Origin of the sequence: Mycobacterium ulcerans subsp. shinshuense, from assembly GCF_002355775.1 — a bacterium.
In the GTDB taxonomy this organism is placed as follows: Bacteria; Actinomycetota; Actinomycetes; order Mycobacteriales; family Mycobacteriaceae; genus Mycobacterium; species Mycobacterium marinum.
This window is the reverse complement of the sequence record NZ_AP017624.1, coordinates 4458436-4484717: the sequence shown is the minus strand read 5'-3', so window position 1 is coordinate 4484717 and position 26282 is coordinate 4458436. Positions and strand designations below refer to the sequence as shown.

At 65.4% G+C, this 26282-nt stretch carries 23 protein-coding genes and 1 pseudogene; 16 read left to right on the top strand and 8 right to left on the bottom strand.

Features of this window, described 5'->3' with window-relative positions:
* The first annotated feature begins 87 nt into the window (after positions 1–87).
* Positions 88–2274 carry a PPE family protein gene (locus SHTP_RS20020; RefSeq protein WP_096371568.1) on the top strand — a complete coding sequence of 729 codons (2187 nt, stop codon included), beginning with the start codon at positions 88–90 and terminating at the stop codon, positions 2272–2274.
* A gap of 62 nt (positions 2275–2336) precedes the next feature.
* On the opposite strand, the gene SHTP_RS20015 is transcribed toward SHTP_RS20020, so the two are convergent.
* The gene (locus SHTP_RS20015; protein WP_096372569.1) at positions 2337–3011 is read right to left on the bottom strand and encodes an O-methyltransferase; all 675 of its coding nucleotides are present in this window, start codon (positions 3009–3011) and stop codon (positions 2337–2339) included.
* Positions 3012–3233: 222 nt separating this feature from the next.
* On the opposite strand from SHTP_RS20015, the gene sigE reads away from it, so the two are divergent.
* From sigE to tatB, 4 genes are all read left to right on the top strand, one after another.
* Positions 3234–4001: an RNA polymerase sigma factor SigE gene (sigE, locus tag SHTP_RS20010; RefSeq protein ID WP_096371567.1), complete on the top strand. Its 768-nt coding sequence runs from the start codon at positions 3234–3236 to the stop codon at positions 3999–4001.
* Between the two features lie 145 nt (positions 4002–4146).
* Positions 4147–4551, top strand: a complete 405-nt coding sequence (gene rseA / locus SHTP_RS20005) for an anti-sigma E factor RseA (protein WP_011742080.1) — start codon at positions 4147–4149, stop codon at positions 4549–4551.
* Positions 4552–4722: 171 nt separating this feature from the next.
* Complete coding sequence (htrA, locus tag SHTP_RS20000; RefSeq protein ID WP_172900574.1) at positions 4723–6237, top strand: serine protease HtrA; 1515 nt, start codon at positions 4723–4725, stop codon at positions 6235–6237.
* On the top strand, positions 6237–6629 hold the full coding sequence (gene tatB / locus SHTP_RS19995) for a Sec-independent protein translocase protein TatB (protein ID WP_011742078.1): 393 nt from the start codon (positions 6237–6239) through the stop codon (positions 6627–6629). Before htrA ends, tatB begins: the two co-directional genes overlap by 1 nt.
* Positions 6630–6644: 15 nt before the next feature.
* On the opposite strand, the gene SHTP_RS19990 is transcribed toward tatB, so the two are convergent.
* The 5 genes and pseudogenes from SHTP_RS19990 to SHTP_RS19970 form a co-directional block, all read right to left on the bottom strand.
* Positions 6645–7805: an Mrp/NBP35 family ATP-binding protein gene (locus tag SHTP_RS19990; protein WP_096371566.1), complete on the bottom strand. Its 1161-nt coding sequence runs from the start codon at positions 7803–7805 to the stop codon at positions 6645–6647.
* Positions 7806–7856: 51 nt separating this feature from the next.
* Positions 7857–9261 (bottom strand): annotated as a pseudogene (locus SHTP_RS19985) (lytic transglycosylase domain-containing protein).
* A 118-nt stretch (positions 9262–9379) separates the two neighbouring features.
* Positions 9380–9910: a DUF1003 domain-containing protein gene (locus SHTP_RS19980; RefSeq protein WP_015356783.1), complete on the bottom strand. Its 531-nt coding sequence runs from the start codon at positions 9908–9910 to the stop codon at positions 9380–9382.
* On the bottom strand, positions 9907–11214 hold the full coding sequence (locus SHTP_RS19975) for a magnesium transporter MgtE N-terminal domain-containing protein (protein WP_096371565.1): 1308 nt from the start codon (positions 11212–11214) through the stop codon (positions 9907–9909). The genes SHTP_RS19980 and SHTP_RS19975 overlap by 4 nt, the downstream gene beginning before the upstream one ends.
* Positions 11215–11313: 99 nt before the next feature.
* Complete coding sequence (locus SHTP_RS19970; RefSeq protein WP_012395781.1) at positions 11314–11982, bottom strand: DUF4190 domain-containing protein; 669 nt, start codon at positions 11980–11982, stop codon at positions 11314–11316.
* Between the two features lie 240 nt (positions 11983–12222).
* On the opposite strand from SHTP_RS19970, the gene SHTP_RS19965 reads away from it, so the two are divergent.
* The 8 genes from SHTP_RS19965 (at position 12223) to SHTP_RS19930 (ending at position 20838) form a co-directional block, all read left to right on the top strand.
* Entirely contained in the window at positions 12223–12750 is a 528-nt protein-coding gene (locus SHTP_RS19965) for a YflT domain-containing protein (RefSeq protein ID WP_096371564.1), read from the top strand.
* 10 nt (positions 12751–12760) lie between these two features.
* Positions 12761–14197 (top strand): extracellular solute-binding protein, encoded by a 1437-nt coding sequence (locus SHTP_RS19960; RefSeq protein ID WP_096371563.1) that lies wholly within the window; start codon positions 12761–12763, stop codon positions 14195–14197.
* Positions 14194–15102 carry a carbohydrate ABC transporter permease gene (locus SHTP_RS19955; protein WP_096371562.1) on the top strand — a complete coding sequence of 303 codons (909 nt, stop codon included), beginning with the start codon at positions 14194–14196 and terminating at the stop codon, positions 15100–15102. Before SHTP_RS19960 ends, SHTP_RS19955 begins: the two co-directional genes overlap by 4 nt.
* A complete protein-coding gene (locus tag SHTP_RS19950) occupies positions 15092–15943 on the top strand; it encodes a carbohydrate ABC transporter permease (protein ID WP_096371561.1) in 852 nt (283 codons plus the stop codon). The genes SHTP_RS19955 and SHTP_RS19950 overlap by 11 nt, the downstream gene beginning before the upstream one ends.
* 4 nt (positions 15944–15947) lie before the next feature.
* On the top strand, positions 15948–17135 hold the full coding sequence (locus tag SHTP_RS19945; protein WP_096371560.1) for an ABC transporter ATP-binding protein: 1188 nt from the start codon (positions 15948–15950) through the stop codon (positions 17133–17135).
* Entirely contained in the window at positions 17132–17725 is a 594-nt protein-coding gene (locus SHTP_RS19940) for a suppressor of fused domain protein (RefSeq protein WP_096371559.1), read from the top strand. Before SHTP_RS19945 ends, SHTP_RS19940 begins: the two co-directional genes overlap by 4 nt.
* Positions 17726–18005: 280 nt before the next feature.
* Positions 18006–19451: an amino acid permease gene (locus SHTP_RS19935; protein WP_096371558.1), complete on the top strand. Its 1446-nt coding sequence runs from the start codon at positions 18006–18008 to the stop codon at positions 19449–19451.
* Positions 19452–19692: 241 nt separating this feature from the next.
* A complete protein-coding gene (locus SHTP_RS19930) occupies positions 19693–20838 on the top strand; it encodes an LLM class flavin-dependent oxidoreductase (RefSeq protein ID WP_096371557.1) in 1146 nt (381 codons plus the stop codon).
* A 4-nt stretch (positions 20839–20842) separates the two neighbouring features.
* On the opposite strand, the gene corA is transcribed toward SHTP_RS19930, so the two are convergent.
* Complete coding sequence (gene corA / locus SHTP_RS19925) at positions 20843–21943, bottom strand: magnesium/cobalt transporter CorA (protein WP_096371556.1); 1101 nt, start codon at positions 21941–21943, stop codon at positions 20843–20845.
* 183 nt (positions 21944–22126) lie between these two features.
* Between corA and SHTP_RS19920 the strand changes: the two genes are divergently transcribed.
* The 3 genes from SHTP_RS19920 (at position 22127) to SHTP_RS19910 (ending at position 25373) form a co-directional block, all read left to right on the top strand.
* Complete coding sequence (locus SHTP_RS19920) at positions 22127–23116, top strand: malate dehydrogenase (protein WP_012395771.1); 990 nt, start codon at positions 22127–22129, stop codon at positions 23114–23116.
* Between the two features lie 200 nt (positions 23117–23316).
* Positions 23317–24510, top strand: a complete 1194-nt coding sequence (locus tag SHTP_RS19915) for an NAD(P)-dependent malic enzyme (RefSeq protein WP_096372567.1) — start codon at positions 23317–23319, stop codon at positions 24508–24510.
* Positions 24511–24521: 11 nt separating this feature from the next.
* Complete coding sequence (locus tag SHTP_RS19910) at positions 24522–25373, top strand: glycine betaine ABC transporter substrate-binding protein (RefSeq protein ID WP_096371555.1); 852 nt, start codon at positions 24522–24524, stop codon at positions 25371–25373.
* Positions 25374–25409: 36 nt separating this feature from the next.
* Here SHTP_RS19910 and SHTP_RS19905 read toward each other — a convergent pair whose 3' ends face one another.
* Positions 25410–26243: an SDR family NAD(P)-dependent oxidoreductase gene (locus SHTP_RS19905; RefSeq protein WP_096371554.1), complete on the bottom strand. Its 834-nt coding sequence runs from the start codon at positions 26241–26243 to the stop codon at positions 25410–25412.
* Positions 26244–26282 lie beyond the last annotated feature (39 nt).

Below are 26282 nucleotides of genomic sequence, written 5' to 3'. Positions count from 1 at the left end.
CGCCCCGATCGGGGTACGGTAACTCGCGTTACCGATCTTGATATCGCCAATATCGGCGAAGGCCGGTCTACGAAGTTCGGGGGAGCGGTGAACTTTTCGATATTGCCGCCGGAGATCAACTCGGCGCGAATCTTTGCCGGGGCGGGATCCGGCCCGATGCTGCAGGCCGCGGCCGCCTGGGATGGGCTGGCGGCGGAACTGAGTTCGGCCGCCGACTCTTTTGGGTCGGTGACATCGGGCCTCGTCGGCGGATCCTGGCAGGGGCCGGCGGCAGCTGCGATGACCGCCGCCGCGGCCCCGTATTCGGCTTGGCTATCGGTGGCGGCGGCCCGCGCCCAGTCCGCGGCTGGTCAGGCCAAGACCGTGGCGTCGACATTCGAGGCCGCCTGGGTGGCGATGATTCATCCAGTCGCGGTGGGACAAAACCGATCTCAGTTCGTGTCGCTGGTGCGCTCGAATCTGTTCGGCTTTAATGCGCCGGCGATCGCGGCGGTCGAAGCCCAGTACGAGCAGATGTGGGCGCAGGACGTGGCTGCGATGTCCGGCTACCACGCGGGGGTTTCGGCCTCAGCGGCAGCGCTGGCGCCGTGGCAAACAGTGCTGCAAAACCTGCCGGGTCTGTCGGGTGTCAATCTCGGCATCGGCAACATCGGGAACTTCAACGTCGGTAGCGGCAACTTCGGCAGCTACAACTTCGGTGGCGGCAACAGCGGTCCCAGCTCCACCAGTGGGGGCATCGGCAACATCGGTTTCGGCAACTACGGCAACTCAAACGTGGGCGCCGGTAACGGAAATGCGGCTCTGGGCGTCCCCGGCTCGTCCTACCCAGGGGCGTCCTCCTACAACGTGGGTGCCGGCAACATCGGACAGTTCAACATCGGTCTGGGCAACTTCGGCAGCGGCAACATCGGCTTCGGTAACGGGAATCTGGTCACCGCCGTGGCCGGGAACCCGTCTGCGTCCAACGTGGGTGCCGCCAACATCGGCAGCCATAACTGGGGCATTGGCAACATCGGTATCAACAACATTGGCCTCGGCAACGTCGGCAACAACAACATCGGTATCGGGCTTTCCGGCGACAATCAGATCGGTATCGGCGGGTTCAACGCCAACGGCGCCGGCTGGAATCTCGGGTTCGGGAACGACGGCAGCTTCAACATCGGTCTCGGCAACACCGGCAACGGCAACATCGGCCTGGCGAACACGGGCGACGGCAATATCGGTATCGGGCTGACCGGGGACAACCAAATCGGTTTCGGGGGCTGGAACTCCGGCGCCGGCAACACTGGCTTGTTCAATTCGGGCGCCGGTAACAGTGGCTTTTTCAACTCGGGCTCTGACAACTGGGGCCTTGCCAACACGGGCAGCACCAACTGGGGCGCAGTGAACTCGGGCAGCCTCAACACCGGCATCGGCAACATCGGCAGCACCAATACCGGCTGGTGGAACGCGGGCAGTGTCAACGACGGCCTATTCAATGCGGGCAACGTCAACCTCGGCTTGGCGAACTCGGGGAACGGCAATCTGGGCGGCTTCAACTCCGGCGGCGGCACCTCCGCGCTCTTCGGTCATGACATCGGCTTTTTCAACGCGGGCAACCACAACGTAGGCATGTTCAACGCGGTCTTTGCCAACGTGGGTTGGGCCAACGCGGGTATCGGCAACACGGGCGCTTTCAACGTCGGGGGCAACGACGCAAACCCGGTGACTGGGGCCGGAACCATCGGACAGGCCGGCAACACTGGCTTCTTCAATGCCGGCTACGCCAACACCGGACTTTTCAATGCGGGCGACAGTAATACCGGTCTGTGGAACACGGGCAACGTCAACACGGGTGTGGGTGGCACAGGCACCCACAGCGGCAATTCCGGCTTCGGTAACTCGGGAACCGGAAACTCCGGCTTCTTCAACTCCGGTAGCTACAACTCGGGCCTGATCAACTCGTCGGCCGGGGGGTACAGCTCCGGTGTCGGAAACTCAGGCGGCGGTGGATACAACGTGGGTTTCTTCAATTCCAGCGCCGGTGGCACCGACACCGGCTTCTTCAACTACGGCGACGGCGGCCTACACGTCGGCTGGCTGAGCTCCGGGGACCACGTCGTGGGCTTGGCCAGCACCGGCTACTACAACACCGGTCTTTTCAACTCGGGTGACCACAACACGGGCGTGGGCAACCAGGGCAGCAATAGCTCGGGCTTCGGCAATTCGGGCCACTACAACTCGGGCGGATTCAACGCGGGCGACTACCAGTCGGGCTTCTTCGGCCGCTCGTGACGTCCTAGTCGGTGCGACCGTCGATCGCCGCGCTCACGGCGAGATCCGCAAGCCCGCCTCAACTAGTCGCGGACCGCGGCCAGCACACCGTCACCCAGCGGCACCAGCGCCGGGGTGAGCCGTTCATCCTCGGCGATCAGGCGTGCCGCCTCCCGTACCGCGGTCACCTCGGCGTCGCGCGCGGCCGGATCGCCGGCCCGGCCGCCAAGAGCGGCCCGTTGCACCACGATCACCCCGCCGGAGCGCAGCAACCGCACGCCCTCGACCACATAGTCGGGCTGATCGATCGGGTCGGCGTCAACGAACACCAGGTCATAAGAGTCATCGGCGAGTCGCGTCAGCACCTCTTGAGCGCGGCCGCTGATGAGCCGGGTGCGCGAGGGTCCGATACCGGCTTCGGTGAACGCCTGCTTGGCGACCCGCAGATGCTCGGGCTCGATGTCGATCGTGGTCAACACCCCGTCATCGCTCATGCCGGATAGCAACCACAAGCCGCTGACACCGGCGCCGGTGCCTACTTCCGCCACCGCCTTGCCGCCACTGAGCTTGGCCAGCATGCTCAAGAGCGCGCCGACCGCGGGTGTTACCGCCCCAACGCCGATGTCGACAGCCCGGTCCCGGGCGGTCTTGAGGATCGTGTCTTCCGAGATCGATCCCTCAGCGTGGGCAGACAGCAATTCGGCTCGACTCGGGGCCGGCTGGCCTGGGGTGTCTGAGCTGCTATCGGTGCCATGCATGCCCGCAGCGTATGTCGGATTGGCGACGCAGTCGGGCAGGCGCGCCCGTTGCCAGGAGTGGCGTCGCGACATCACGCAAGCCGACACGCCCAAGGCTGACGATGCAATCGAGCTTCATAACGAGTGTATAACTGCAGGATAACGCAGGTAACGAATTGGTTTCTCAGCTAAACCTCAGTTTGCTCATATGCCGCCCATACGCCGGTACGCGACGGTAACGGCATGGAACGTGGAGGACGCGGGCTCGGGAATACAGAATGGCAACTGGGCGTTGCCGTCGGTGACGAACTGCCGATGTCTGATGGCAGGGAAAAGCCGGAGGAACACACTATCACCACCTTGAGCACCACGACCATGTCTCACCCCCAACTGGTCCGCGACGACGAGTGGGCCGAAACCTCTGATGGGTTGCTGGGCACCGCGGTATTCGATGCGACCGGTGACAAGGCTGCGATGCCGTCGTGGGATGAGTTGGTGCGCCAGCACGCCGACCGGGTGTACCGGCTGGCCTATCGCCTGTCGGGCAATCAACAGGACGCTGAGGATCTCACTCAGGAAACGTTCATCAGGGTGTTCCGGTCCGTCCAGAACTACCAGCCGGGCACCTTCGAGGGCTGGTTGCACCGCATCACTACCAACCTCTTTCTCGACATGGTCCGCCGCCGGTCGCGCATCCGGATGGAAGCGTTGCCCGAGGACTACGACCGGGTGCCTGCCGACGACCCCAACCCCGAGCAGATCTACCACGACTCACGGCTGGGACCCGACTTGCAGGCGGCGCTCGATTCACTGCCGCCGGAGTTCCGCGCCGCGGTCGTCCTGTGTGACATCGAAGGTCTGTCCTACGAGGAAATCGGCGCCACCCTGGGCGTGAAGCTGGGCACCGTGCGTAGCCGGATTCACCGCGGACGGCAGGCGTTGCGTGACTACCTCGCCGCGCATCCCGAACACAGCGAACTGAGCCCGAGGCTTGTCGGTACCGCCCGATAGCTCGTCGAACGTGCGTCGAACCATCGGTTTGGCTTCCGTATGGTTGCCAACTGATCCCAAATCCTGGGGTTCTACTGGCCAATAATGGTTATCAGGCACCGGACCGCGCTACATTCGACATATCGATGGCGGGAAGGAGCTGGTGATGGCCGACCGGGGGCATGTGTTTCGGCGCGCGTTCTCCTGGCTTCCTGCTCAGTTCGCTTCTCAAAGCGATGCGCCGGTAGGTGCGCCTCGTCGCTTCCGCTCTACCGAGCACCTGTCCATCGAGGCGATTGCGGCGTTTGTCGACGGTGAGCTGCGGATGAACGCACACCTGCGGGCCGCGCATCATTTGTCGATGTGTCCGCAATGCGCGGCCGAGGTAGAGGACCACACCCGGGCGCGGGCGGCGCTGCGTGACTCCCATCCCATCCGCATCCCAACCGCGCTGCTGGGAATGCTGTCGGAGATTCCGCATCATCCTTCGGAGGGCGCCCCCGAGGACACCACCGGGCTCGCCGACTCGTTCGCCGAGCGCCAGGCCCGTGATCAGCGGAAGCGGCGCTAGCTTGGCAGCTGCGCGCCGATACGCACGGCCCGGGAGTTGCTGCGTGCGGGTTCATGCCGACTAGCCGGGATCCATGGATACTAGGGTGGACACCGACAACGCCGTGCCAATAGGACGGCTCGTGTTGACTCCCGTCTCGAACGCTCAATTGAGGATGTAGAAGAGGATCACGTGACCTCCGACCAAGGCAACAACAGTGGCCAAGACGGCGGCCCCCGCCTGGCGCCCCGCCCCATCTCCCGGCCACCAGTCGATTCCGCGGCGCGGCAAACGTTCGGGCGTCCATCGGGGGTCCAGGGATCGTTTGTGGCCGAGCGGGTGCGCCCGCAGCGGTATCGCGACCAGTCCGAGTACGAGCCCCACGATCAACCGGCGGACCCGGTATTGGAGGAGGCCTTCAGCCGTCCCGTCGGCGGTGCCGACTCGCTGCAGCGCCACCCCATCGACGCCGGCGCCTTGGATGCCGAGAAAGACGGTGGCCAGGCGGACGAGGCTGATGACCCATGGCGCGATCCGGGTGCTGCGGCAGCATTGGGTACCCCCGCGGTAGCCGCGCCGTTACCGCAGGGCGCGCTGGGCCGAACCGGCAAGCTCGGCGTTCGTGACGTGTTGTTCGGCGGCCAGGTTTCCTACCTGGCGCTGATTGTGCTGGCCGTGATCGCGCTGGTGATCGGGGCGCTCGGCGGTGTCATCGGCCGCAAGACGGCCGAAGTCGTCGAGGCGTTCACAACGTCGAAGGTGACCTTGTCCACCAACGGCAACGCCCAAGAGCCGGCGGGCCGGTTCACCAAGGTGGCGGCCGCGGTCGCCGACTCGGTGGTAACTATCGAGACCAAGAGCGACCAGGAGGGCATGCAGGGTTCCGGTGTCATCGTCGATGGGCGTGGCTACATCGTCACCAACAACCACGTGATCTCCGAGGCCGCCAACAACCGCAGCCAGTTCAAGACGACCGTGGTGTTCAACGACGGCAAGGAGGTGCCGGCCAGCCTGGTGGGCCGCGACCCCAAGACCGACCTGGCGGTACTCAAGGTCGACAACGTCGAAAATCTGACCGTGGCCCGCCTCGGCAATTCCGACAAGGTCCGGGTTGGCGATGAGGTGCTGGCGGTCGGTGCGCCGCTGGGCTTGCGCAGCACGGTGACCGAAGGCATTGTCAGTGCGCTGCATCGCCCGGTCCCGCTGTCGGGGGAGGGCTCCGACACCGACACGGTCATCGACGCCATCCAGACCGATGCCTCGATCAACCACGGCAACTCCGGCGGTCCGCTGATCGACATGGACTCCCAGGTGATCGGCATCAATACCGCCGGCAAGTCGCTGTCGGACAGTGCCAGCGGGCTGGGTTTCGCAATCCCGGTCAATGAGATGAAGTTCGTCGCCGAAACCCTGATCAAAGACGGGAAGATCGTGCACCCGACGATCGGGATCACGACGCGCTCGGTGAGCAACGCGATTGCCTCGGGTGCGCAGGTGGCCAACGTGAAGGCCGGAAGCCCCGCGCAGAAGGCCGGAATCCTGGAAAACGACGTGATCGTAAAGATCGGCAACCGCAGTGTTGCCGACTCCGATGAATTCGTCGTCGCCGTGCGTCAGCTGACCATCGGGCAAGACGCCCCGGTGGAGGTCGTCCGCGATGGTCGCCATGTCACGCTGACCGTCAAACCCGACCCCGATTCCAGCTAGTGTTCGCCAACATCGGCTGGGGGGAAATGCTCGTGCTCGTCGTGGTCGGGCTGGTCGTGCTTGGGCCGGAACGGCTCCCGGGCGCCATCCGCTGGAGTTCGGGCGCGTTGCGTCAGGCGCGTGACTATCTCAGCGGGGTCACCAGCCAACTCCGCGACGACATGGGGCCTGAGTTCGATGATCTGCGCGGGCAGCTCGGCGAGTTACAGAAGCTGCGGGGGATGACGCCGCGTGCGGCGCTGACCAAACACCTGCTCGACGGCGACGACTCGATCTTCACCGGGAATTTCGACAAGGCGGCGTCTGCAACTCCGGCCGTGGATGCGGTGGCATCCGCCCAGGAGGCGCCGGATGAGCCGGTTCGCCCGCCGTTTGATTCCGACGCAACCTAGACCGTAAGCGAGCGCTCAGCGCCGCTTCGGGTCCAATCCCAGCGACATGCCGGTCAGCCCACGGCGTCGCGAGGCCAGGCTGTCGGCGATGCTGAGCAGCTCCTTGCCCACCGCGGAGTCGGGTGCGCGCAGCACCATCGGCATTCCCGAATCCCCGGCGTCCACCAGTGCCGGGTCCAGCGGGATCTGTCCGAGCAGCGGCACGTCGGCGCCGACCGCGCGGGTCAGCCTTTCTGCCACTTGCCGGCCACCGCCCTCACCGAATACGTGCATCGTGGTGCCATCGGGCAGCGTCAGTCCAGACATGTTCTCCACCACGCCGACAATCCGCTGGCGGGTTTGTAGCGCGATGCTGCCGGCGCGTTCGGCCACCGCGGCAGCGGCCAGCTGCGGCGTCGTGATGACCAGGATCTCAGCATTGGGGATCAGCTGAGCCACCGAAATGGCGATATCGCCCGTACCGGGCGGCAGATCGAGCAGCAGCAAATCCAGGTCGCCCCAGTACACGTCGGCCAGGAACTGCTGCAGGGCCCGGTGCAGCATCGGTCCCCGCCACGCCACCGGTGTGTTTTCCTGGGTGAACTGGGCGATCGAGATCACCCGCACCTCATGGGCGATGGGCGGCAGGATCATCGACTCGACCTGGGTGGGCCGGTCGGTGGTGCCCATCATCCGCGGAATGGAGTGGCCGTGGATATCGGCATCGAGGACGCCCACCGACAGGCCGCGGGCGGCCATTGCGGCCGCCAGGTTGACGGTGACGGTGGACTTCCCCACGCCGCCCTTGCCCGAGGCGACCGCATATACCCGCGTCAATGAGCTGGGTTGGGCGAACGGGATGACCGGTTCGCGCGCGTCCCCGCGTAGTAGCTTGCGCAACTCGGTGCGCTGCTCGTCGCTCATCACATCCAGACTGACCCGCACGTCCCCGGTACCGGGCACGTCGGCCACCGCTTGGGTGACGCGCTCGCTGATTTCGGTCTTTTTCGGACACGCACCGGTGGTGAGGTAGATCTCGACGTGCACCGCGCCGTCGGGGGCGACCTCGACGCTCTTGACCATTCCGAGTTCGGTGATGGGGCGGCGCAGCTCGGGATCAACCACCTTGGCCAGTGCGGACCGGATGGCTTGGGTTGTCGAGGACTGATCGGCGGCGTTATCTGGGGTTCCGGACATCACTGCCGAGTCTATGCGGCTGCGGCTACGGCCCTGCGGCCAGCCAAGTGGTCAGTGGACCGGGGTGAGTACCGGTTCGCCGGGAGCCGGCCCGCTGAGTGTGGGGGTGGGAGCAGGCCCAGCCGGCGCCGGTGCGCCGGGTGCCGGTGCCGGGCCAGCGGGTGCAGGTGCCGGGCCGGCCGGTGCCGGACCGGGGTACCGGCGGGCCAGCCGGTGCGGGTGCGGGAGCCGCCGGCGGACCGCCGACCGGGGGAGCGCCCAGTGGAGCCAGTGGATCTGGCGGTGGCGGCGCGGCGGGGGCAGGCGGTGGCGGCATGAGTCCGAACGGCATCGGAGCGGGTGGCGGGACCGCCTCGGGCGGGTTGGTGACGCAGATCAGGGTGCACCCGGGCTGTGGCGCCAACGGCTGCGGCGTGGGCTGCATCCACGGGAACATCGGCGGGGGAGGCGCCGGCATCTGCGGCGGGGCAAAGTCGATCAACGGCATGTGGGAGAGCGGGTCGGCGGGCTCCAAGCCGTTGGCGTTCAACGGCAAATTCGGGCCGAGGCCTTCCGGATGCTCCAGGTGAGCGTCGCCAATCGGTGGGGGCGGCCCGGTAATCGGCGGCAGGTCGACGGGCAGCACGCCGGTGGCGTACGCCGCGGCCCAGCCCAGCACGTTTTGCGCGTAGGGCATCGAGTTGTTGTACCGCAAGATTGCGGCCATGACCTGACCTGGATCCCGTAGGTTCAGCCCGCCGCTGCACAGGTACCGGGCGGCGGCCAACGTGGAGTCGAAGATGTTTTGTGGGTCGGGCACCCCGTCGCTGTCGCCGTCGGAGGCATAGCGCGCCCAGGTGCCGGGCAGGAACTGCATTGGGCCCATTGCCCGGGCGTAGGTGACCCGGTTGCCGACCTTGCTTTGGATGATCACTTCGTTGCCGGGCAGGGTGCCATCCAGGGCGGGCCCATAGATCGGGTTCACCGCGGTGCCGCGTTCGTCAACGGCCCCGCCGTTGGCGTGCATCGATTCGATGCGGCCGATGCCGGCCAGCAGGTTCCAGCTGATGCCACAGGCCGGAGCGGCGGTGGCCATTTTCTGCTCGGCATTTCGATAGGCGGTCAGCGCCATGATGGGAATGCCCAGGGCTCCGGGGGCATTCACGACTCTCGCCGGCGGTGGGGCCGCGGTGGTGCCCGCAGCGATGTGGAAGTTGGTCGGAGGGCGCTCGACGGCGACGATGCTCGGGCCGGACAGGTCGATGGCGGGCGACGGTGCCACCGCCGCCACCGGCGTGATGGCAGCCCGAACGGCCGGTGTCTTCCCGTATGACGCGGGAGCCGTGGCGCCGACCGCGCCCGCGAATACCAATGGGGTGATCATGGCGATGCCGAATACCGGCGTTTTGGCACGGAGTGCTCGTTGCCGCACCGATGCGACGGCCGGGTGAGCAACCCAGCGGCCCCCTATGCGCACCTCGACCGTCCTCGATGTTTATGTATGGCGTCGGGAAACTTACATATCGATAACTTCGTGAACTAGATCACCATACATAACTCCTGTGACGCGAGTGGCGCAATGGGGTACTCGGATCTCAGTAGGTTTTCTTGGCCCGCCGCTCGGTCCCGTCGGTTTCCGTATCGGGTTGGTCCGACTGCAGTTCCGCGACCAGGTCCCGCAGACTCTCCAGCTCGTGGCGCAGGTAATCCCGAGTCGGTACCGCGCCGATGGCCAGGCGCAAGGCGGCCAGCTCGCGGGCCAGATACTCGGTGTCGGCCTTGGTCTGCGCGGCGCGGCGGCGATCACCGTCGAGCAGGACACGGTCGCGGTTCTCCTGCCGGTTCTGGGCCAGCAGAATCAGCGGTGCCGCATAGGAGGCCTGAGTGGAGAAAGCCAGATTCAGCAGGATGAAAGGGTACGGATCCCAGCGCAGCTTGACCGCGAACAGGTTCAGCGATATCCAGATCACCACGATCAGCGTCTGCACCAGCAGGTAGCGCCCGGTTCCGAAGAAGCGTGCGATGGACTCGGTCGTTCGCCCGACCGCCTCGGGATCCAGTCGCGGTGCAAAGGCGCGTGATGTCCGAGGGGTGTACAGCCGTCGTGCCGCTGGGGTCTTGCTCACAAGGCTCCTCCGGATCTGGCAGGTCTGCCGGCGGGGTCGAGCTGCTGGACGTCCACCCGCCAGTCATGGGGCAGCAAGTGGTCGAGCAGGTCGTCGACCGTGACGGCTCCCAACAGGTGGTTCTGGTCGTCGACCACAGGCCCGCACACCAGGTTGTAGGCGGCGAAGTAGCGGGTCACGGCGGCCAAGGGGGTCTCTGGTGTCAGGGTCAGTAGGTCGGTATCCACGATTCCGCCGACCAGCTCGGCCGGTGGTTCGCGAAGTAGTCGCTGCAGATGCACGTAGCCCACGTAGTGGCCGGTGGGCGTCGCCGTGGGCGGGCGCGCCACGAAAACCATGGATGACAACGCTGGGGTCAGGTCCGGATCACGCACCCGGGCCAGCGCCTCGGCAACCGAGGTGTCTGGGGTCAGCACCACCGGATTCGAGGTCATCAGCCCACCCGCGGTGTCGGGAGAGTGCTGCAGCAGGCGGCGCACCGAATCGGAGTCGTCGGGGTCCATCCGAGTCAGCAAGACCTCGGCATCGGTTGGATTCAGCACACCGAGCAGGTCCGCGGCGTCGTCGGGATCCATCTCCTCGAGCACATCTGCGGCGCGCTCGGTACCCAGCTGGGAGAGCACCTCGGCCTGATCCAGCTCGGGCAGCTCCTGCAAGATGTCGGCCAACCGCTCGTCGTCGAGAGCCTTGAACACCTCGTAGCGGCGCTTCGACGGAAGCCCGCGGATGGCGTCGGCGACGTCGACCGCCCGCCGCCCCTCGAACTGGTCGAGCAGCTGAGCCACGTCCTGATCGGGCATCGCTAGGGCCGATGGAGTCAGCCCGCGCACGTTCTGCCAGTCGACGACGTGTAGCGGCCCGCGGCGTCCCAGCCGTCGCGGGCTGCGGACGGCGACTCTGGTGACCATCCAGTCGCGTGTTCGGGTTTGCTCGATCCCCAGGTCGGTGATCACGATGTCGGCGTTGGCCAGCTCCGGCAGGTCGGGGTCGTTCACCCGCACCGGCGTGTCAAGCACCTGGCCAATCGCCAGCACTTCGCCCGGCCGCTGCTCGAAGTGGCGCAGCGACACGCTCGCGGTGCTCAGTGTCACCGCGTTCGGCTCAATTGCGGCAACCCGCAGCATCGGTATGAAGATGCTGCGACGGGTGGCCAAATCGACGACCAGCCCCAGCACTCGCGGTTGCTGGCGCACGATGCTGATGCTGATGACGACGTCGCGGACCCGCCCGAAGGTTTCCCCGAATGGCCTCAGCACCATCATTCGTGAAAGCCGTGCCACGTACACCCTGTTGACCGATCCCATGGTGGAAAGCGTAGGCAGCCCCCCTCGGCGGGGTACCGAGCCGGGTTGCCGATTGCCGCGAACGTGTCGCTAGTTGACCGCTGTCGCGCCGATGAACCGCTAGTGAGAGGGAATGCTGAAGATTCCGACTACCAGGTAGATCAACAGCGTCGCGACCGCGATCACGATGCCGGCCACCGCCAGGCCGTAGCCATCTTCGCGGGTTTGCTTGATCTGGTTGATTGCGATGGTGCCGACCACGATCGCCACGACCGAGCCGATGCAGCAGAACACACCGACCAACGAGGACACCAGCGCGACGATCGCCATGGTGTTCATGCCGGGCAGCGCCGGTCCATAACCCGCCATCGGATCCGGTGGCGGGTAGTACCCGCCGGGGTAGGACGGCGGCGGGTAGTTGGGTGGCGGCGCGCCGTAAGGTGCCGCCATGGGCGCGGGGGGCGGCGGGGGCGGAGGGTACGGGGTGCCCCCGTACTCGCCCGCGGCTGCGCCGTAGGGCGGGTACCCGGGCGGTGGGTAGCCGGGCGGGGGTGGGTACCCGGTCGCGTAGTCGGGTGGGTATCCGCCCGGTCCGACCGGCTCCGGCGGGTAGGCGGGCGGCGGATAGGACGGCGCTGGGTAGTCGTCGGCTGGTGATGCCGCTTCCGGGGCAGCCCAGGGGGCGTCGGGCGGTGGGGAAAAGGGTTGTTCGGAAGGCTGCTCACCGGGTGGGGGTGAGGCAGCGCCGTCGTGGGCACCCTCGTCGAAGGAGCCGCCGGGTGCTGTCATGGTGACAACCTAACCTATATGTACGCCGTGGGTTGTGTCCGTCAAGCGACCTCCCGCGCGGCCGGCCCGGGGCCCTATCCAGGCATGATGGGCCTGGTCCAGGCGTTTACCGGTTACTCGGGGTCACGCGATGCGTGCACGGACATCCCGAAGGTGAAACGATGGCCAAGGCATACAAAAATGAGGACTAATACGGACCGATAAGGACCGACAAGAACCAATGAGGACCAATGAGGACCGATGACTAGCCCCTTCCAGCCCGGACAGGTTCCCGGCTCAACGTCGCCCGCCGGCGCTGCGGGCCGGCGCGGTGTGCCTGGATTGCCCACCCCGCCAAAGGGCTGGCCGGTGGGGTCCTATCCCACCTATGCCGAGGCGCAACGCGCGGTCGACTATCTGTCTGAACAGGACTTCCCGGTCCACCAAGTGACGATCGTCGGCGTCGATCTCATGCAGGTGGAGCGGGTCACCGGTCGGCTGACTTGGCCCAAGGTGCTCGCCGGTGGGGTGCTCAGCGGAGCGTGGCTGGGTCTGTTCATCGGCCTGGTACTCGGTTTCTTCAGTCCCAACCCATGGGGTGCTCTGGTCACCGGCTTGGTTGCCGGGGTGTTCTTCGGCTTGATTACCTCAGCGGTTCCGTACGCAATGGCGCGCGGGACCAGAGACTTCAGCTCCACCATGCAATTGGTGGCCGGCCGCTATGACGTGCTCTGCGATCCGCAGAATGCTGAGAAGGCGCGAGATCTGCTGGCCCGCCTGGCAATCTGACACCCGCCGGATGCGCGCAGGTCAACCGCGCAGCCATCGCGGGCGGGTGTGGCCGCCGGGCACGGCCGTGTTGGCGGCGCTGACCATCGCATCGGCGCTGTTGGCGCTGCCTGCCTGCCGGTCCGGCAACAGTGGCCTGGTAATCGGCTTCTACACGCCGTCCGCCGATGCGACCACGTTCGCCGCGGTCGCGCAGCGCTGTAGCGAACGAGCCGCCGGCAGGTACACCATCGCGTACGTCGGCTTGCCCAGATCTCCCGATGAGCAGCGGCTGCAACTCGCTCGGCGGCTGGCCGGAAACGACCGCACCCTCGACGTGATGGGCTTGGACGTGATGTGGACCGCGGAGTTCGCCGAAGCGGGGTGGGCGCTGCCGCTGTCGGAGGATCCGGCGGGACTCGCCGAGACGGACGCGACGATCGATACCTTGCCGGGTCCATTGAAGACCGCCACCTGGAAGCATCGGCTATACGCCGCTCCGGTCACCACCAATACCCAATTACTCTGGTATAGACCAGATTTGGTTGCTCAACCGCCGGAGACCTGGAACGCGGTGGTGGCGGAAGCGGGTCGGCTGCGTGCGGCCGGTCAGCCAACCTGGATCGCGGTGCAGGCCAACCAGGGCGAGGGTTTGATGGTCTGGTTCAACACCGTGCTGAGCAGTGTTGGTGGCCAAGTGCTTTCCGACGACGGCACCCGGGTCACCCTGACCGATACCCCCGCGCATCGCGCCGCAACCGTTGCGGCCCTGCGGGTCCTCAAATCGGTGGCGACGGCGCCCGGAGCCGACCCGTCGATCACGCGCGCCGAGGCGGGAACGGCCCGGTTGGCTTTCGAACAGGGTAAGGCGGCCCTCGAGCTCAACTGGCCCTATGTGTTCGCCTCGATGCTCGAGAACGCGGTGAAGGGGGGCGTGCCATTCCTGCCGCTTGACCGGCTTCCCGAACTGGCCGGCAGCATCAACGACGTCGGGACGTTTGTGCCTACCGACGAGCAGTTCCGCATTGCATATCTGGCCAGCCAGAAGGTGTTTGGCTTTGCGCCCTATCCCGCGGTATTACCGGGACAGCCGGCCAGGGTGACCATCGGCGGGCTGAACCTGGCGGTGGCCAGCACGAGTCGCCACAAAGCGGAAGCGTTCGAAGCCGTCAGGTGCTTGCGTGACCCGCAGAGCCAGAAACGTCTCGCCATCGAAGGCGGTGTGCCGGCGGTGCGGACGTCTTTGTACGCCGATCCACAGTTTCAGGCGAAGTATCCGATGTACCGGATCATTCGTCAGCAGCTCACCGAGGCCGCAGTGCGGCCCGCGACGCCGGTCTATCAGGCCGTGTCGCTGCGGTTGTCGGCGGAACTGAGTCCGGTCACCGAGATCGACCCGGAACGGACGGCCGACAAGCTCGCCGCGCAGGTCCAGCAGGCCATTGACGGCAAGGGCCTGCTTCCGTGACCGCCTTCCTGCGCTCCAGGGGACGCCGTGCGGAACGGCGCCTGGCGTTCGCCCTGGTGGCGCCCGCGACGATATTGATGCTGCTGGTGATCGGCTATCCCATCGGCTACGCGATGTGGCTGAGTCTGCAGCGCAACAACTTGGCCACCCCGAACGAAACCCGGTTCATCGGCTTGGGCAATTACCAGACCATCTTGGTCGACCGCTATTGGTGGACGGCTCTTGCGGTGACCGCCGCCATCACGGTGGTCTCGGTAGCGTGCGAATTCGTGCTGGGCCTGGCTCTGGCGCTGGTGATGCACCGCAGCCTGGTGGCCAAAGGATTGGTGCGTACGGCGGTGCTGGTTCCCTACGGAATCGTCACGGTGGTCGCGTCATACAGCTGGTACTACGCGTGGACGCCGGGCACCGGCTATCTGGCGAACTTGCTGCCGCAGGGGATTGCGCCACTGACCCAGCAGATTCCGTCGCTGGGCATCGTCGTGATCGCCGAGGTATGGAAGACCACGCCGTTCATGTCGCTGCTGCTTCTGGCCGGGTTGGCCATGGTTCCCGAAGACCTTTTGCAGGCGGCGCAGGTGGACGGTGCGGGAGCCTGGCGACGACTGACCAAGATCATTCTGTCGCTCATCAAACCGGCTGTGCTGGTGGCGCTGTTGTTCCGCACCCTGGACGCTTTCCGGATTTTCGACAACATCTACGTGCTGACCGGGGGCGACAACGACACCGCGTCGGTATCGATTCTGGGCTACGACAACCTGTTCGAGGGATTCAATGTGGGACTCGGCTCGGCGATCAGCGTGTTGATCTTCGGTTGTGTCACTCTCATTGCGGTTGTCTTCATCACGCTGTTCGGCGCCCATCAATTCCATTCTGCGCCAGGTGGTGTCATCGATGCGCGCTGAGACTGGGACCGTGTCGACGGGTAGCGGGCGGCGAACGTTCTGGGTGGCCATCGACACCATGGTCGTGGTCTACGCCCTGCTCCCGGTGCTGTGGATCTTGAGCCTGTCGCTCAAGCCGACATCAACGGTCAAGGACGGCAGACTGATTCCGTCGTCGGTCACCCTCGACAACTATCGCGGCGTCTTCGGCGGAGACCTGTTCAGCTCGGCGCTGATCAACTCGATCGGGATCGGATTGACCACCACCGTGATAGCGGTGCTGCTCGGTGCCATGGCGGCCTATGCCGTCGCACGGCTCGATTTTCCGGGCAAACGACTGCTCGTCGGGGTCACACTGCTGATCACCATGTTTCCGGCGATCTCGCTGGTGACCCCGTTGTTCAACATCGAACGCCGGATCGGGCTGTTTGACACCTGGCCCGGACTGATCCTGCCCTACATCACTTTCGCACTGCCGCTGGCCATTTACACGCTGTCGGCGTTCTTCCGGGAGATTCCATGGGACCTGGAGAAGGCCGCGCAAATGGACGGGGCGACACCGTATCAGGCGTTTCGTAAGGTGATTGTCCCGCTGGCCGCGCCCGGGCTGGTGACGGCCGCGATTCTGGTGTTCATCTTCGCCTGGAACGATCTGCTGCTGGCGCTGTCGCTGACCGCGACCAAAGCATCGATCACCGCACCGATTGCGATCGCCAATTTCGCCGGTAGCTCTCAATTCGAGGAACCGACCGGATCGATCGCGGCGGGCGCGATGGTGATCACGGTGCCGATTATCGTCTTCGTACTGATCTTCCAACGACGGATTGTCGCCGGGTTGACCTCTGGCGCTGTGAAGGGGTAGCGCAATGGCCGAGATAGTGCTCGAGCACGTCAACAAGAGCTACCCCGACGGCCACACGGCGGTAAGAGACCTCAACATCACCATCTCCGATGGCGAATTCCTGATCCTGGTAGGACCTTCCGGCTGCGGTAAGACCACGACGCTGAACATGATTGCCGGCCTTGAGGATATCTCTTCGGGGGAACTGCGGATCGGCGGCGAGCGAGTCAACGAGAAGGCGCCCAAGGACCGCGACATCGCCATGGTTTTTCAGTCTTATGCGCTGTACCCGCATATGACGGTGCGACAAAACATCGCCTTTCCCCTCACGCTGGCCAAGATGAAGAAGGCGGCGATTGCGCAGAAAGTGGAAGAGACGGCGAAGATCCTCGATCTGACCAGCTTTCTCGATCGCAAACCGTCGCAGCTGTCCGGCGGCCAGCGCCAGCGCGTCGCCATGGGCAGGGCAATCGTGCGCCATCCCAAGGCGTTCCTGATGGACGAACCGCTGTCGAACCTGGATGCCAAGTTGCGGGTCCAGATGCGTGGGGAGATCGCCCGGCTGCAGAAGCGGCTGGGCACCACCACGGTCTATGTCACCCATGATCAGACCGAGGCCATGACATTGGGCGATCGGGTTGTGGTCATGCACGCCGGCGCGGCACAACAGATCGGCACTCCCCAAGAGCTGTACGAACGGCCGGCCAATCTGTTCGTAGCCGGGTTCATCGGCTCACCGGCCATGAATTTCTTCCCAGCGGTTCTGACGCCGACGGGGCTGACCCTGCCATTTGGCGAGGTGACCTTGGATCCGCAAGTCCAGCAAGTGATTGCCCAGCATCCTCGACCCGCGAACATCATCGTCGGAATCCGGCCCGAGCAGATCCAAGACGCCGCATTGATCGATGCCTACCAACGTATTCGGGCGCTGACTTTCGAGGTCAACACGGACTTGGTGGAGTCACTGGGCTCGGACAAGTACGTGTACTTTTCGACCGCGGGTTGTGATGTGCACTCGGCTCAGCTCGACGAGCTGGCAGGCCTGGAGGGAGACTCGGAAGTGATCGAAAATCGTTTCGTGGCACGGGTTTCTGCCGAATCCAGAGCGACCTTGGGGAGGCCGATCGAGTTGGCATTCGACACCACCAGGTTCACCGTTTTCGATGCCGACACGGGTGCCAACCTGACCAACCCGATCGCTGCGGTCCAGTGACCCAGATTCTGGACCAGGTGCGCACTCACCTGCACGGCTACTTCGAGTCCGAGCCCGACACGGCGAGTGTGACGTTTCTGGGCGCTGATCCGATCGAGGTACTTCGGTTCCGCTCCGCGGCGAGCGGATTGGTCCACTATGTGTCGCTAGGGTGTTCGCGTCAGTCGATGAACGTTTCGACCCAGCTGGTCGCCGATCCCCACCGTGGACCACGCGCCGAAGTTGTGCTGAGCCTGCGCAATCCGGAGCCGGCCAGCGGTCTGGCGCGCAGCATCGCGATACTTGCTGCGCCCCCCGCGGTCGACGGCGTGGTGCTGGTCGCGGACGCGTTGATCGATCTCGGCACCCCGTTGTGGGCACGCCCATCGGAGCGGGTCGCTTTTACCGCGGTCTTGCTGGGCCGCAGCGACATCCCGGATCTGCCGCAGCAGCAACCGCGCGACCCGGTGCAGTTTCTCTGCGCGACGCCCATCACCGCGACCGAGGCGGCCTGGGTGCGGCTCAAGGGCGCTGAGGCCATGCGCCAGGCATGGCGCAACGATGGGGTGGATGTGCTGGACCCGTACCGCAAGGCCGCCCAACCCGGCTGACCCTGCCGGGCGCGGACCCGGAATTCGGCGCTGATCAGCAGTTAGATCCGCCACAGGGGGCTGCCGCGGGTCGGCGATGCCCGACGCGGGTCAACGGGCCCTGACCCGCGCTGAACTGCCAAAACGCCAGCACCCGGGCGCCTGGCCGGCAGGTACGTCGGTCGCGGAGTTTCGCGCGACATGAGCCGATGGGTTGTCTAGCCCGGCCAATCTTGACAGCTTTCCTCAAAACCTGGCCGCGTGGATTCGTTCCGTGCGCAGGGGATCCGATGGAGGCAACATGGCAGGTGCGGATACCGAGCACGAGATCGCGTTGGGCAAGGGCCTGCGCCAGCGTCATCTGAGCTGGATAGCACTGGGTGGGGTCATCGGAGCGGGCTTGTTCGTCGGAAGCGGGGTGGTGATTGCCGGCGCCGGACCCGCGGCGGTCATCTCCTTCCTCATCGCCGGTCTGATCACGATGTTGATCATGCGGATGCTGGCCGAGATGGCGGCGTCTCAGCCTGTGGTCGGGTCCTTCTACGTCTATGCGCGCCAAGCGTTAGGCCCGCGCGGGGGCTTCGTGACCGGCTGGATGTATTGGTACTTCTTCGTTGTCGTGGTCGCGGTGGAAACCGTCGCGGGCGGGCGGATCCTGCAACTGTGGGTGCCGCAGATTCCGCGATGGGTGCTCAGCCTTGGCTTGCTGTTGGCGTTGACCGCAACGAATCTGGTGTCGGCCAGGTCTTTTGGCGAATTCGAATATTGGTTCTCGTCCATCAAGGTGATCGCGGTAGTTGTCTTTCTGGGTCTGGGGTTGTTGTGGACCATGGGATTATGGCCCGCTGCCACACCCGGATTGGGCAAGCTGGTCGACTTCGGTGGTTTCGCGCCACTGGGTTGGGGCGCGGTGCTGGCCGCCGTGGTGCCGTGCGTCGCGTTCTATACCGGTGCCGAGATCGTCACGGTGGCCGCCGCGGAGTCCGCCGAGCCGGAGCGCGCGGTTTCGCGAGCGATGAAATCGATCGTCGCGCGCATCATCGCCTTCTATGTCGGGTCCATATTGGTCGTAGTCGCCGTGGTGCCGTGGAACACCAAAAGCGTTGGGGTGAGCCCGTATGCGTCCGCGCTCGCGGTCATCGGCATTCCCGGGGTTACCACGGTCATGAACGCGATCGTTCTGACTGCGGTCCTGTCCTGCCTGAATTCGGCGTTGTACACCACTTCGCGGATGGCGTTCGCCCTGACCATCCACGGTGACGGACCACGGTTTTTCACCAAGCTTTCCCGCAGCGGCGTGCCGCGGCGAGCGATCATCTTGGGTACCACCGTCGGCTATGCGTCGGTCGTTGCGACCTACGTCTGGGGCGATGTGGTATTCGAGTTCTTGGTCAACTCCTACGGTGCGGTAGCGCTTTTCGTCTACCTGATCATCGCGATCTCGCAGGTGATCCTGCGTCGCCGCGCCGAACGTGAAGACCCCGGGGGGTTGCGGCTGAAGATGTGGCTTTTCCCGTGGTTGAGTTACGCCACCATCGCCCTGATGGCCAGCGTGATCCTGGCGATGGCGGCGTTGTCGGCCACCCGGTCACAGTTCCTGATGAGCGGGGTAACCCTGGTGCTCATTCTGGCCACCTACGAGGTCCGTCGCCGGCGCCGGGTTGCGGTCGCCAGGAACGCGACCGTCGCGGCGCGGGCGTTCCAACCGGGCGTGCCGATGCCTGCCTGTGCGCAAAGATGCGGGTAACCGGCGTGCCAGACGAAGTGATCCACCCTGATGTCGGCGCGGGCGCGGCGCCGGCGTTACCGGCCGCAGGGCTTGGCATCTCAGACAACCCGATGCGCCGGGTCGAGCAAACCGTGCCGAATATCCCGTGCCGGCGGCATCGCTGACGCCCATTCGGATTGCATCCGTACAGATTTGAAATCGTGACGACGCCGGCTGGCTAAGCCAGCATGGGTCGATCGAAGTTAGGAGAACTAGGTACATGGCACTGTTATTTCATTGGTTCCTGCCCACCTACGGCGATTCACGCGGGCTTGTCGCCGGCGGGCATGGTCTGCCGATGTCGGGCAATCGGCCTGCGATCCTGCGGTATTTGAATCAGATTGCGGCCGCGGCGGAGAGCAACGGTTTCGAGGCGGTCCTGACGCCGGCCGGATTGTGGTGCGAGGACGCCTGGTTGACCACGGCGATGCTGGTTGGGACCACCGAAACGTTGAAATTCCTGGTAGCACTGCGGCCCGGACTGGTCAGCCCGACCTTGGCCGCGCAGATGGCCACGACCTTTCAGCAGCAGTCGGGGGGACGGCTGCTGCTCAATGTCGTCACCGGCGGGGAGGCACACGAGCAGCGCGCTTACGGCGACTTCCTGGACAAGCAACAGCGCTACCGCCGCACCGGGGAGTTCCTGCACGTGGTTCGCCAACTCTGGGCTTCCGGTCAACCGGTCACCTTCGAAGGCGAGCACATTCACGTGCACCAGGCTCAGTTGGGGCGCCTGCCCGACCCGCCGCCGCCCGTGTTCTTCGGCGGCTCGTCGGAAAGCGCCGGGGCAGTGGCGGCCCGCTACGCCGACACTTATCTCACCTGGGGTGAGCCCCTCAGCGCGGTAGGCAAGAAGATCGATTGGATCCGGGGTCTGGCCGCCGACCATGGTCGGGCGCTGTCGTACGGACTGCGCATCCATGTGATCACCCGAGATACCGCCGAAGAGGCGTGGCGAGTGGCAGACCGGCTGCTGGCCGGAATCGATCCCGCCGACATCGAACGGATGCAGGCCAATCTGGCGCGCAGTGAGTCCGAGGGACAGCGACGGATGGCCGAGCTACATGGGGGCGTCCTCGATCAACTCGAGATCGCGCCCAACCTCTGGGCCGGTGTGGGATTGGTGCGTGGGGGAGCCGGGACGGCCCTGGTCGGCTCGCACCAAGAGGTCGCCGAACGCATCATCGAGTACGCCCGGCTCGGAATCAGCCACTTCATCTTGTCCGGATATCCGAATCTGGAAGAGGCCTACTGGTTCGGTGAGGGCGTGCTGCCGATCCTCGAACGCAAACGACTATGGCATCGGCCGCACGGGTCATCGCCGCATTCGGCTGCGCTGCCGGTGGCTCACTCGTCGGTCAACTGAGCGTTCACAGCCAGTTTCGGTGCCGGAAGCTGCGGTAGAGGATCAGACAGATGATGGCCATGGTGCCGATCACCGCGGGGTAGCCCCACCATGCATCCAGCTCTGGCATGAAATGGAAGTTCATCCCGTAGATGCCGGCGATCATGGTGGGCACCGCGATAATGCCCGCGTAGGCCGAGATCTTGCGCATGTCCATGTTCTGCTGCATGCCGACCCGTGCCAGTGCGGCCTGCACCAGCGAGTTGAGCATCTCGTCGTAGCTGGAAACTTGCTCGGCGGCCTCGGTCTGGTGGTCGGCGACGTCGCGCAGATAGCGCCGGACCTCTTTGGAGATCAGATCTTTGTTGTCGGTCTGCATGCGCCCGAAGGCGACCGACAGCGGGTGCACGCACCGGCGCAGTTCCACCACTTCGCGTTTTAGTAGGTAGATCGGTTCTACGTCGAGTTTGCGGCCCGGCTGGAAGGCCACTACCTCGATGCTGTCGATGTCGGTTTCCATCAAAGACGTGACCGACAAGTAGTGGTCGACGACGTAGTCGGCGATGGCGTGCATCACCACGAAGGGCCCCAGCTTCAGATGTTCGGGGTCAGCGTCCATTCGTTTGCGCACTTCCGACAGGCCGCCGTGTTCACCGTGGCGCACGGTGATCACAAAATCCTTCCCGACGAAGATCATGATTTCGCCGGTCTCGACGATCTCGCGGGCCAGCACCACCGATTCGTGCGGAACGTAGTTCACGGTCTTCAAGACCAGGAACAGCGTCTCGTCATAGCGTTCCAGCTTGGGCCGCTGGTGGGCGTGCACGGCGTCCTCGACCGCCAGCGGGTGCAAACCGAAAACATCGGCCACGTCTTGCATCTGTTTCTCGTCGGGCTCGTGCAGCCCAATCCAGACGAATGCTTCCTGGCCCGCCAGTTCGATCTCGCGCACCTCGTTCAAGACATCGGCGTACTCATACTTGCCGGGTATTCGCCGACCTTCGACGTAGACGCCACAGTCGACCAATGTCTGGGCCCGCGGCGCGGGCTCGGCATCAGTCTGTTGTGGTCGAGGTCGTGCGACGGTCCTAAGCGATTCGGGCAGCGCGTCAAATCCCTGGAACATGTCACCTCCGATCGCAGTGCAGGTTTGACCGGGCGGTGCTCCATGCTACGCCGTTTCGGCACGTCAACGTGGGACCGGAGGTATCGGCATGGGTCTGGATACTCCGGGTCGGTGCGGGTGCGCTAGTTTCGACCCGAAACCCAAACCCCAATATGCAGCCTTCTCCATAAGGAGTACCCCGACGTGAGCGCAAGTCCCCTCAAGGTTGCCGTCACCGGTGCCGCCGGCCAGATCGGCTACAGCCTGTTGTTCCGCCTGGCCAGCGGCTCGCTGCTGGGCCCGGATCGTCCGATCGAGCTCCGCCTGCTCGAGATCGAGCCGGCGCTCAAGGCGCTCGAGGGCGTCGTGATGGAACTTGACGACTGTGCGTTCCCGCTGCTGTCCGGCGTGGAGATCGGCTCGGACGCGAACAAGATTTTCGACGGTGCGAATCTGGCCCTGCTCGTCGGCGCGCGTCCGCGCGGTCCGGGCATGGAGCGCAGCGACCTGCTCGAGGCCAACGGCGCGATCTTCACCGCTCAGGGTAAGGCGCTCAACGAGGTCGCCGCGGACGACATCCGCGTGGGAGTGACCGGTAACCCGGCCAACACCAACGCCCTGATCGCGATGACCAACGCCCCCGACATCCCCCGGGAGCGGTTCTCGGCGCTGACCCGCCTGGACCACAACCGCGCGATCTCGCAGCTGGCCGCCAAGACCGGTGTCGCGGTCACCGACATCAAGAAGATGACCATCTGGGGCAACCACTCGGCCACCCAGTACCCCGACCTTTTCCACGCCGAAGTCAAGGGCAAGAACGCGGCCGAGGTGGTCAATGACCAGGCGTGGATCGAGGAGTACTTCATCCCGACCGTCGCCAAGCGTGGTGCGGCGATCATCGACGCGCGCGGCGCATCCTCGGCCGCTTCGGCCGCGTCGGCGACCGTCGACGCAGCCCGTTCCTGGTTGCTCGGCACCCCCGCCGACGACTGGGTCTCGATGGCTGTCCTCTCCGACGGTTCCTACGGTGTGCCCGAGGGCCTGATCTCCTCGTTCCCGGTCACCACCAAGGACGGCAACTGGAGCATCGTCAAGGGCCTGGAGATCGACGAATTCTCCCGCGGTCGCATCGACAAGACGACCGCTGAACTGGCCGACGAGCGCAAGGCGGTCACCGAGCTCGGCCTGATCTAGTTCTTCGCGCAGCACCGGCCATGACGGGGTAGGCATCACCCGACGTGGCCGGTGTTGCCGTTTCGGCCCCGCGCGCCGGCTCTCCCGACTATCGATCTCTGATCAGGCATAACGTGGCCAGTGGATAGTTTCGCCTATGCGGCCAGTACCCTAGGGCGGTGCCAGATACCGCGACTTCAGCGCTGAAACCAGCGAAAGCCCTGAGTAGCCCATCCTCACTGAGCCCGCAGGTTGTCATCGACAACGACGAGATCTTCCGGGCCCACGTAGACGGCAAGCTTTCGGTAGCGCTCAAGGCGCCGCTGGACACCCAGCGCGCATTGTCGATCGCCTACACCCCGGGGGTGGCGCAGGTCAGTCGGGCGATTGCCGCCGATCCGGCTCTGGCCGCCCGCTACACCTGGGCCAACCGGCTGATTGCCGTCGTGAGCGACGGCAGCGCGGTCCTGGGTCTCGGCGACATCGGGCCGGCCGCAGCGCTGCCAGTAATGGAAGGTAAGGCCGCGCTGTTCCAGGCCTATGGTGGCTTGAACGCGATCCCGATCGTGCTGGACACCAAGGATCCCGACGAGATCGTTGAAACCCTGGTGCGGTTGCGGCCCACTTTCGGCGCGGTCAACCTCGAGGACATCTCCGCACCGCGCTGCTTCGAGATCGAACGCCGGGTCATCGAGGCGCTGGATTGCCCCGTCATGCACGATGACCAGCACGGCACTGCGATCGTCGTGCTGGCCGCGCTGATGGGTGCCAGCAAGCTGCTTGGCCGAGACATGACCTCGCTGCGGGCGGTGGTTTCCGGCGCCGGAGCCGCCGGCGTCGCGTGTACCAACCTGCTGCTTGCCATGGGGGTCTTCGACATCACCGTGCTCGACTCGCGCGGCATTCTGCACACCTCGCGCGGCATTCTGCACACCTCGCGCGGCGACATGAACAGCGTGAAACTCGACCTGGCCCGGCGCAGCAACCCCCGTGGTCTCACCGGCGGTATGGCCGAAGCGCTCGACGGGGCCGATGTGTTCCTCGGGGTGTCGAGCGGTCTGATTCCCGAAGAACTGATTGCCACGATGGCTCCCGGCGGCATCGTCTTCGCGCTGTCTAACCCGGACCCGGAGATACATCCCGATATTGCCGCCAAGTATGCGACGGTGGTGGCTACCGGCCGCAGCGACTACCCCAACCAGATCAACAACGTCCTGGCGTTCCCCGGGGTGTTTCGTGGCGCGCTCGATGCCGGTGCGCGCCGGATCACCCAACGGATGATGGTTGCCGCCGCCGAGGCGATCTTCTCGGTTGTCAGTGACGATCTCGCGGTCGACAAGATCGTTCCGAGTCCGTTGGATCCCCGGGTCGGGGAAGCCGTCGCCGCCGCAGTGGCGATCGCTTCCGACGTCTGAGGCGCCCGGGTGTGAAAATCGGCAGGCTGGCCGCGCTGCTGCTGACGGCGGCGCTTGTGGTCGCCGGTTGTGGGAGTGGCGACCGTCGCGGCGCCGCGGAGCTGGTGGTCGGAGCCACGGCCGACTCCGAGTCGACGCTGCTGGCCGACATCTACGTCGCGGCCCTGCGGTCATACGGATTCCCGGCGCGGGCCGCAACCGCCGCCGACCCGATGGCGAAATTGGACTCCGGTGACTTTACCGTGGTCCCCGCCTTCACCGGTGAGGTCTTGCGGGCGCTACAGCCAAGCGCCACGGCGCTTTCTGACAAAGAGGTCTACCGGGCCATGGTCTCGGCGCTGCCGGAAGGCATTGCCGCTGGTGACTACGCCACCGCCGCCGAAGACAAACCCGCACTGATGATCACCCAAGCCACCGCCGACGGGTGGGGGAGCAGCGAACTGTCCGTGCTGGCGCGCCACTGCGACGGGCTGGTGGTCGGGAAGGTCGGCGGCGGCGCCACCCCGGCGATGGTGGGCCCGTGCCGGCTGCCCGCGGCGGGTGAATTTCCCGACGGTGCCGCGATGTTCGCCCGGCTGCGCGACGGACGGCTGACCGCCGCATGGACCAGCACCGCCAACCCCGCTGTTCCCGCCGGCCTGGTCATGCTGACCGACGGCAAGCCCGCGCTGATTAGGGCCGAGAACGTGGTGCCGCTGTATCGGCGCAACGCGCTCAACGAACGTCAGCTGCTGGCGGTCAACGAGGTGGGCGGTGTGCTGGACACCGCGGCGCTGGTGGACATGCGCCGCCAGGTTGCCGGGTGTGCGGACCCGCAGGCGGTGGCCGCCGGTTGGCTGGGCGAGCATCCGCTGGGGCGTTGAGCGGTTTCACCGTCCTAAGCGCGGGGCCCGCAGACCTCAGCGGTGCGAGGCCGGCACCAGCCGGCCCAGCACCGGCATGAACAGCCGCTGATATCCAGAACCGGTCAGACGCACCACGATGTCCAGGGCTTTGGCGTCCGGGCCGACCAGCACGCGGGCCTTGTTCTTGCGGACCGCCCCCAGGATTATCTTGGCGGCTCGTTCCGGACTGGTGCGGGCCACCCGCTTGTCGAACATCTTGGCCAGTTCGTCGGAATCCAGTCCCTCGGCGGCGGTGGCGTTGCGGGCGATCGCTGTCTTGATGCCGCCCGGGTGCACGGTGGTGACCCCGACCGGATGGCCGGCCAGGATCATCTCCTGGCGCAGCGCCTCGGTGAAGCCGCGCACCGCGAACTTGGCCGCGTTGTAGGCGGCCTGTCCAGAAACTGAGAACAACCCGAACACGCTCGAAACGTTGATGACGTGGCCGTCTCCTGAGGCGATCAGATAGGGCAGGAACGCCTTGGTGCCGTTGAGCACGCCGCCGAAGTCGACGTCCATCACCCGATCGATGTCCTTGAACGCGCAGACCTCGACATCGCCGGTGTGGCCGATGCCGGCGTTGTTGTAGATCTGGTTGACCTTGCCGAAGTGCTCGTTGACCGCGTCCGCGTAGGCCAAGAATGTCTCACGCTCGGTCACGTCGAGTCGATCGGTCTTGACCTCAGCGCCGAGCGCCGTCACCAACTTCTCGGTCTGCGCCAATCCTTCGGTGTCGACGTCGCTGATCGCTAGCTTGGCACCGGACCGGGCCAACTCGATCGCGAGCGCCCGCCCGATACCCGATCCCGCCCCGGTAACGACGGCGACTTTCCCGGCGAAGCCCTCCATGAACACCCTTCCTCGCGTCAGCCCACTTGTGATCGAGGT

Coding starts and splice junctions, on each gene's coding strand:
- SHTP_RS19935 (WP_096371558.1), top strand. CDS start 18,006: ATGGCAGGTGCGGATACCGAGCACGAGATCGCGTTGGGCAAGGGCCTG.
- SHTP_RS19930 (WP_096371557.1), top strand. CDS start 19,693: ATGGCACTGTTATTTCATTGGTTCCTGCCCACCTACGGCGATTCACGC.
- SHTP_RS20015 (WP_096372569.1), bottom strand. CDS start 3,011: ATGCATGGCACCGATAGCAGCTCAGACACCCCAGGCCAGCCGGCCCCG.
- SHTP_RS19975 (WP_096371565.1), bottom strand. CDS start 11,214: ATGGGATCGGTCAACAGGGTGTACGTGGCACGGCTTTCACGAATGATG.
- SHTP_RS19970 (WP_012395781.1), bottom strand. CDS start 11,982: ATGACAGCACCCGGCGGCTCCTTCGACGAGGGTGCCCACGACGGCGCT.
- SHTP_RS19950 (WP_096371561.1), top strand. CDS start 15,092: ATGCGCGCTGAGACTGGGACCGTGTCGACGGGTAGCGGGCGGCGAACG.
- SHTP_RS19960 (WP_096371563.1), top strand. CDS start 12,761: ATGCGCGCAGGTCAACCGCGCAGCCATCGCGGGCGGGTGTGGCCGCCG.
- SHTP_RS19990 (WP_096371566.1), bottom strand. CDS start 7,805: ATGTCCGGAACCCCAGATAACGCCGCCGATCAGTCCTCGACAACCCAA.
- SHTP_RS19965 (WP_096371564.1), top strand. CDS start 12,223: ATGACTAGCCCCTTCCAGCCCGGACAGGTTCCCGGCTCAACGTCGCCC.
- SHTP_RS19905 (WP_096371554.1), bottom strand. CDS start 26,243: ATGGAGGGCTTCGCCGGGAAAGTCGCCGTCGTTACCGGGGCGGGATCG.
- corA (WP_096371556.1), bottom strand. CDS start 21,943: ATGTTCCAGGGATTTGACGCGCTGCCCGAATCGCTTAGGACCGTCGCA.
- rseA (WP_011742080.1), top strand. CDS start 4,147: ATGGCCGACCGGGGGCATGTGTTTCGGCGCGCGTTCTCCTGGCTTCCT.
- sigE (WP_096371567.1), top strand. CDS start 3,234: ATGGAACGTGGAGGACGCGGGCTCGGGAATACAGAATGGCAACTGGGC.
- SHTP_RS19945 (WP_096371560.1), top strand. CDS start 15,948: ATGGCCGAGATAGTGCTCGAGCACGTCAACAAGAGCTACCCCGACGGC.